This is a genomic window from Salinivibrio sp. IB643, from assembly GCF_001996105.1.
Taxonomy (GTDB): domain Bacteria; phylum Pseudomonadota; class Gammaproteobacteria; order Enterobacterales; family Vibrionaceae; genus Salinivibrio; species Salinivibrio costicola.
The window spans coordinates 1-7,665 of the sequence record NZ_MUFF01000048.1 but is presented as its reverse complement, the minus strand read 5'-3'; the positions used below and the strand labels follow the sequence as shown (position 1 = coordinate 7,665).

The 7,665-nt window shown below is 45.1% G+C and carries 6 protein-coding genes and 1 pseudogene; 6 read left to right on the top strand and 1 reads right to left on the bottom strand.

Annotation, left to right across the window (positions count from 1 at the left end):
* The first annotated feature begins 51 nt into the window (after positions 1-51).
* From fdrA to BZG77_RS13745, 5 genes are all read left to right on the top strand, one after another.
* Positions 52-1,593, top strand: a complete 1,542-nt coding sequence (fdrA, locus tag BZG77_RS13765; RefSeq protein WP_077647650.1) for an acyl-CoA synthetase FdrA — start codon at positions 52-54, stop codon at positions 1,591-1,593.
* A gap of 14 nt (positions 1,594-1,607) precedes the next feature.
* On the top strand, positions 1,608-3,029 hold the full coding sequence (locus BZG77_RS13760) for a DUF1116 domain-containing protein (protein ID WP_077647649.1): 1,422 nt from the start codon (positions 1,608-1,610) through the stop codon (positions 3,027-3,029).
* 126 nt (positions 3,030-3,155) lie between these two features.
* Positions 3,156-3,623: an allophanate hydrolase-related protein gene (locus tag BZG77_RS13755; protein WP_241844161.1), complete on the top strand. Its 468-nt coding sequence runs from the start codon at positions 3,156-3,158 to the stop codon at positions 3,621-3,623.
* 104 nt (positions 3,624-3,727) lie between these two features.
* Complete coding sequence (locus BZG77_RS13750; RefSeq protein WP_077647648.1) at positions 3,728-4,984, top strand: cytosine permease; 1,257 nt, start codon at positions 3,728-3,730, stop codon at positions 4,982-4,984.
* Between the two features lie 135 nt (positions 4,985-5,119).
* Positions 5,120-6,070, top strand: a complete 951-nt coding sequence (locus BZG77_RS13745) for a carbamate kinase (RefSeq protein ID WP_077647647.1) — start codon at positions 5,120-5,122, stop codon at positions 6,068-6,070.
* A gap of 265 nt (positions 6,071-6,335) precedes the next feature.
* Here the strand turns inward: BZG77_RS13745 and BZG77_RS13740 are convergent.
* Positions 6,336-7,166, bottom strand: a pseudogene (locus BZG77_RS13740) (IS30 family transposase); the annotation flags it as partial.
* Positions 7,167-7,412: 246 nt separating this feature from the next.
* On the opposite strand from BZG77_RS13740, the gene BZG77_RS13735 reads away from it, so the two are divergent.
* Positions 7,413-7,665 (top strand): transposase (locus BZG77_RS13735; protein WP_198532429.1); only part of this gene is annotated, 253 nt, incomplete at its 3' end.

Genomic DNA, 7,665 nt, shown 5'->3' with positions numbered 1-7,665 from the left:
AGTCTAATTAATCATTATTCAGTTATTGATTAAGAAACAAAGTGGTTATTTATGACAGTTAAATATAAAGCATTTGAAAATATGTATCAGGACTCTGTGTCTTTGATGCAACTATCAGCACAATTAAATAAAATCGATGGAATAGAAGATGCATCGGTAGTAATGGGCACTGAAGCGAATTTAAGCCGTATGGCAGATGCCGGCTTCGGTTCTGATATTACTGCTAAGCCCAACGATTTAGTTATTGCTGTAAAAGGTGAAGAAGAAGCATGTAATGCAGCCATCGAATTGGCGCAAGAGCAATTGACATCTCACTCTAACGAATCAGGTTCCAAAAACGACTTTGAACAGCCTTTAACAAGCTTTGCTTTGGGTCTAGAACAAAACCCAGACGCAAACCTCGCGCTGATTTCAGTTCCTGGCGAATACGCAGCAGCAGAAGCGATGAAGGCGCTGAATCTTGGCCTGAACGTAATGATGTTTAGCGACAATGTGTCTTTGCAAGATGAGCTAAAAATCAAACAGCTAGCCCAGAAGAAAGGCCTCATGGTTATGGGACCAGACTGTGGTACTGCGATCGTCAATGGTACACCGCTAGGTTTCTCTAACGTTGTACGTGAAGGTGAAATCGGTATTGTTGCGGCTTCTGGTACTGGATTGCAAGAAGCAACGTGTCGTGTACACCAACTTGGCTTTGGTATTTCACAAGCGTTGGGTACCGGTGGTCACGATTTACACCAAGACATCGGTGGTATTTCGATGCTTACTGGGTTGCAAGCTCTGATTGAAGATGAGCAAACCAAAGTTATCGTGCTTATTTCTAAGCCACCAGCGCAAGAGATTGCAGAGAAAATTCTGAAAGTTGCTCAATTAACTGAAAAGCCAGTTGTTGTGCATTTCTTAGGCGCACCAAGCGATAGTATCCAGAGTGATGGTGTTTATCCAGCACAGACACTTGCTCACTCTGCTGAAGTGGCTGTGGCATTGCTGAATGGTCAAGAAGCTAGCCCAGCTCAAGAGGTAACAGCAGAAGCTCAAAGCTTGGTGCTTAACCACGCGATGAGATTAGGCAAAGAGCAGCGTTATGTACGTGGTGTTTTTGCTGGCGGTACATTCTGTTTTGAAGCGCAGCTTATTTGCCATGAAGCTGGAATTACTGGTTACTCGAACACACCGATTGCAACTTACGCTGTACTAAATGATATCTGGAATAGCCAAGAGCACACAATCGTTGATATGGGTGACGATGCTTTCACGCAAGGTCGTCCACATCCAATGATTGACCCAACGTTGCGCAACCAACGCATTGTACAAGAGGCACGTGATCCAGAAACTGCCGTTGTCTTGTTTGATGTCGTATTAGGTTACGGTGCATCAGAGCAGCCGATGGATGAGCTAATTTCAGAACTTGAAAATCTGAAGAGAGAACAAGAGCAACTTCCGGTATTTATCGCTCATGTTTGTGGTACCGACGTCGATCCACAGTCACGTGAATCAATCAGCCAAATGCTAGCCGACCAAGGCATCATCATTGCTGATTGCAACGCACAAGCGGCACAGTTTGCTGCACTTATTATTAACGAGCAAAATTAATAAGGAAGAGCAGAGTGAAAACATTATTCAATCAAAAGCTGACGGTCCTTAACGCTGGATTAACCAGTTTTGCAACTAACATCGAACGCGCGGGCAGCAGCGCAGTTTCTATTAACTGGCAGCCACCTGCAAATGGCGACATTAATGGCGGTCAAGCTCTCGCAGAACTTATTAATGATTCTCAGATTGAACAGGCGAACCAAGTTGCGCTAGGACGTTATTTAGCGGCGCAGCCAACATTGGTCGATGTCATGATGGCAGGAGAAGCGATCCCTGAACTCGCTGAACGTAAGCTTATTCTACATGCAGGTCCGCCAATTGCGTGGGATGACATGTGTGGGCCTGTGCAAGGCGCGATTCTTGGCGCAATCGTGTTTGAAAAATGGGCTAAGGATATTGATGAAGCCCAATCAATGATCAACTCTGGAGAGGTTGTATTTGAGCCGTGCCATCACTATGACGCAGTGGGTCCAATGGCCGGTATCATCAGTCGTTCTATGCCTGTGTGGGTTATTGAAAACCAGACCGAAGAGGGCACTCAGCGCGTATTCTGTAACTTTAATGAAGGCTTAGGTAAAGTTCTTCGTTTTGGTGCGAACAGCCGCGAAGTTATTGAGCGTCTTGAGTGGATGGGAACAGAACTCGCTCAAGCGATGCAAGCCGCAGTACGCGAAATTAACGGTCTAGAGCTTAAGCCAATCATGGCGCAAGCGCTACATATGGGTGATGAAGTACATAACCGCAATGCAGCCGCAACCGGCTTGTTGTTAAAGCACCTGGTCCCAGCATTAATCGCAGCGAATCTAGAGCAAGATGTGCTTAAACGTGTAATGAGCTTTGTTACGGGTAATGACCACTTCTTCCTTAACCTTTCTATGGCAGCTTGTAAGAGCATGATGAAAGCCGCAGAGGGTGTGCCAAACAGTACCATGGTTACAGTGATGGCTCGTAACGGTGTGAACTTTGGTATTCAACTCTCAGGCACCGGAATTCAATGGTTCCAAGCACCAGCTAACCCGGTGAATGGTTTGTTCTTCCCGGGTTACGGCGTTGAGGATGCCGCTGCGGATTTGGGTGACAGTGCGATCACTGAAACCGCAGGTGTTGGTGGTTTTGCAATGGCATCTTCTCCAGCAATCGTTAAGTTTGTTGGTGGTACGCCAGATGACGCAACGAATAACAGCCGTTCAATGCAGTCAATTACTATTGGTAATAACCCAGCCTTTACTCTACCGGCTCTTAACTTTGCTCCAACTGCGGCGGGGATTGATGCTCGCAAAGTCGCAGATAGCGGGGTACTGCCGATTATCAATACCGGTATTGCGCACAAACAGGCGGGTGTTGGTCAGATTGGTGCAGGTATCACAAGTGCACCGATGCAATGTTTTGTTGATGCGCTGCTTGCATTAAAAGCTCAGCGTGCGTCAGAAGAATAATTATGACTAAACGTCCGTTAGCTGTCTTGCCCTCGGTAGGAATGTCCTGATTGAGCGTGGTTGGGACATTGTGAACACGCATGGCAACGGACTACAAGTGGCTTAATAGCGAAAGCGAACTCACTATTGCAAGCCCTTGGCGATAAAACACAGTTAATTAATTTTTATTTGCCCAGTGCGCTGGGCTTTTTGGAGAGAATCATGTCAACAACTAAAACTACACTACTTGCCGTTAATGGTACTTTAATGCGCGGCCTAAAACTCAACCCAAACCTACTAAATGTTGGCGGCGAGTTTGTTCGTGAAGACGTGACAGATAAACACTACCGTCTGTGGTCAATTAATGATGATCATCCTGCGATGATTCGCACCATCGAAGAAAACAACTCCGTTGACCTAGAAATCTGGTCACTACCGATGGAAGCTTTTGCCACTGTACTTATGAATGAGCCGGCAGGCCTTTCAATCGGTAAGGTTATTCTTGCTGATGGTAGCGAAGTACTAGGCGTACTAGGTGAGCCATCTCTAGTTGAAGGACAGCGTGAAATCACTCATACCGGTGGCTGGCGCAAGTACACCGAAACGTTGAGCTAACGGTTTAACCAACTTTCTCCAGTCATCTCGTTAGCTTAATTGCTAATCCCTACCACGAGATGACTGGAGACCATAATAGTCTACGACATAAAAGGTCATGAATTGTGAGTAACAACAGAAAGAGCGATGACGCACCGAATACTGCCTCTGGTATTCAACTTGCCATGATACTACTTGGTATCTTGATTACCCCGGTATTGCTAGCCTCGTCTAGTTTGGGTAGCCAACTAGAGCTGGGTAATGCTGCGTTAATTATTGCCTGCGGTAGTTTGATTTTAACAGTGCTTGCGGCAATTAATATCTCTATCGGAGAAAAGGCAAGATTGCCAACCTACGGTATTGTCAAATTCTCTTTTGGTAACCAAGGAGCGATTGCAATTAATATTATTATGGCAATCAGCTTATTTGGTTGGATCACAGTAACCGCTAATATGTTCGGCCACAGTGTGCATGATGTATTGGCTGACTTTGGGTTATCTATTCCTGTTCCAATATTGGTTGCTATTGGTTGTGTTATTTTCGTTGCTTCTACCGCGTTTGGTTTTGAAATATTGGGTAAAGTATCGAAAGTTGCGGTACCAGTAATCGTTGTGTTGATGTTTGTTGTGCTATTCTTTGCGACAAACAGTGGCGTTTCTGCAACAGAAAAACTAGCACAACTACCATTTGGGACTGCCGTTTCTTCTGTTGTTGGTACCATCATCGTTTTGGTTGCTACGGCACCAGATTTTGGTAGTTTCGTGCACAATCGTAAGCATGCAGTTATGGCTGGTGTATTGACGTTTGGCCTTGCTTATCCAGTACTATTCTTTGTTGGCACAGTACCAAGTGCTCTCACTTCAGAAGGTTCATTGCTAGGTGCAATGGCAGTCATTGGTGCGACACTTCCTGCAGCAGTATTATTAGTCTTTGCTTGTGTGACAGGTAATGCTGGTAACATGTTCCAAGGAACACTGGTGGTATCAACGCTGTTTAATAAAATCGCTAAATGGAAAATTACCGTCGTGCTAGGTATTCTCGCAACTATTCTAGGTAGTATGGAGATCATGGCGTGGTTTATTCCATTCTTGCTATTTTTAGGTATTGCGACACCACCTATTGCAGGTATCTACATTGCGGACTTTTTCATGAACCGTCAACAAGGTTATGACCAAGATCTACTTGAAAAAGAGAGTGCTATCAAGCCAATGACTTTCGTTGCTTGGGGTCTTGGTTCTTTGGTTGGTTTTGCTACCGTGAATGGTATGTTTACTCTTACTGGTATCCCTTCTCTTGATTCTATTTTAACTGCATCTTTAGGTTACTTCTTATTGTGTCGCAGTGGATCTGCACCGATGACCGCAAACAAAAACCCTCGTTAAAACGTGCTATACGCAAGCACCATTCAGGTGCTTGCTATTGCTGAACACGTTCATTCAGCAAGGCATTTATTCGGAAAAGATACGCTATTCAGATTAGCGTTCACATTCCAACATTTAAAACAATAGGTATAATTTATGAAACCAACTATCGTGGTTGCCTTAGGTGGTAATGCTTTATTACGTCGTGGACAAACTCCATCATACGAAAATCAATTAAGCAGCGTTGCAGTAGCGGCTGAGTCGATCGCTAAGTTGAGCGAAAAATATCGTGTCGCGATCGTGCATGGTAACGGCCCTCAAGTTGGTCTATTGAGTCAGCAAAATGAAGCGTACCAGGAGTCTGTACCGGCTTATCCATTAAGCTGTTTAGTGGCAGAAACTCAGGGAATGATCGCCACAATGCTAGTGCAAGAATTACGTAAGCGTACAGAGAAGAATATTGTCTCTATTCTTAGCCATGTTGAAGTCGATGCGAATAGTCCAGAGTTTAATGACCCAACAAAATTCATTGGCCAGGTTTACAGCCAAGAAGAAGTGCAGAAGCTAGCAGAGCAATACAACTGGGAAGTTCGCGCCGATGGCAAATACTACCGTCGCGTGGTGGCGTCTCCGCAGCCACAAAAAGTGCAAGAGAGCCAGGCTATCAAGCACGAGTTAGAGCAAGACAACATTGTAATTTGTTGTGGCGGTGGCGGTATCCCTGTCGCTGAGTGTGATGGCGTAATGAGCAATATCGATTGTGTGATCGATAAAGATGCAACCGCATCTTTGTTGTCACGTGAAATCGCTGCCGATTACTTCCTGATCCTGACCGATGGTGACGGCATTTTCATTAACTGGGGTAAACCGGATCAGTACAAACTGGATACGGTCAGCTGCGATGAGTTAAAAACTTATGAGTTTGATAAAGGCTCAATGCAGCCTAAAGTGGATGCTATCGTTAACTACGCAGAAGCGGTACCTCAATCGACAGGCGTAATCGCGGACTTAACGCTCGCTTTAGAAGCACTAGCAGGTCAAGCAGGTACTCGTATTACTAACACGGTCGTTCCTGAAGTTCATGCTGCAGAAGACGCARTTTGCTAGTTGAGCTTACCGTCCTTTGATATAAATCCACTGCATTTTTAATGCGGTGGATTCAGATTGATGAAGACCCCCACTTTTTAAAGTGGGGGTCTTTTTTAATTCATCAGGAATTACGATTATTTCGCTCTGTCATGTACGCGTTATTTATTGCAACATTTATTATAAGGCATTGGTTTAATATAAGTAAATTATTGAGAGTTATGCGATTGAAAATTTTGAACATCAGGGGCAGGAAGGAGAGTCGTAATAACAGTTACTTGCTGAAAATAGAAGTGCCTTTGGGAATATACTGCCTGAGCAGCCCGTTACTGTTTTCGTTTAAATCTCGCTCCCAGGATGCATAAGGGTGAGCAAAGTAAACCTCTGTCTCTAATGCCTCGGCTATTGCCTTGTGTCCGACAAATTCTGAACCATTATCCGCGGTGATTGTGTGCACATGCGCGGCGTACGGTCGAAGTAGCTCAATGGTGGCATCTCGAACAGCATCAGCGCTTTTGCTGCTCACCTTTTTTACCAAGTAAAAACGAATGGTTCGTTCAGCAATGGTGACAAGCGCGCCTGTGCCGTGTTTGCCCAAAACAGTATCGATTTCCCAGTCACCAAAGCGCTCACGCGTATCAACAATGGCTGGTCGCTCATCGATAGAGACGGGGTCTGGTATCACGCAGCGCTTGCTTGTTTTGCCCTTACGATAGCGTTTGTGCCCTTGACGCAATGACTTATACAGTTTGCCGCCAGCCGCTCTATCCGTTGCCACATATTGATAAATCCATTCATGGCTGACAGGCATGCCCAACCGAGTGCTCACATGGCTAACCTGCTCTGGGCTCCAATCAACGTTCAGGCAGAGTTCAACAAAGTCGATTGTCATCGAAGGTATGCGCCTTTTGTCGGCATGTATACGTCGACTTGTCGCTAGCTGCTGAGCTTGAGCGGGCTCGTAACGGCCGTCTGGTAATCGGTTCCTACTTAGCTCTCTCGATATTGTTGATTTTGACTTACAAAGGGTTTCGGCAATGACTGTTTGTGAACAGCCACGGGCCAAAAGGACAGAAATCTGGTATCGTTGTCCTTCGGTCAACTGCTGGTAACTCATGATAATCACGTTTTGATTTTGGCGATGAGAAGCGTACCACTATCAGCAGTTGACTTCCTCTCGCCAGTTTAACCATGAGTGTTGCACTTATTATCTGAATTCAGGGTATTCTTTATCATTTGGTTCTGCTTTTTTAATTTGTGTGTCTGATAATTTATAGATAGCAGCGGCGTTGTTTCCTAAATCATTGAACTTATCACTCTAGCGGCGATCAGATCATCAAAGCCTCAAAACAGGTCACCGATGATGAGCAAAGCCAAGTACAAAATCAGCAACTGGAAGCAATACAATCAGGCATTACTTAACCGTGGTTCGATTACCTTTTGGGTTGATGACGCCGCTATCCAGGGCTGGCACTGCAAAAAGCATCATGGCAAACGAGGCAGAGGCTTTACGTTTACCGATGGTGCCATTGAAACAGCGCTGATGGTTAAAGGTATTTTCAAACTCCCTCTTCGCGCCCTGCAAGGCTTTCTCGACTCGATATTTGGCTTGATGG

Coding starts and splice junctions, on each gene's coding strand:
- fdrA (WP_077647650.1), top strand. CDS start 52: ATGACAGTTAAATATAAAGCATTTGAAAATATGTATCAGGACTCTGTG.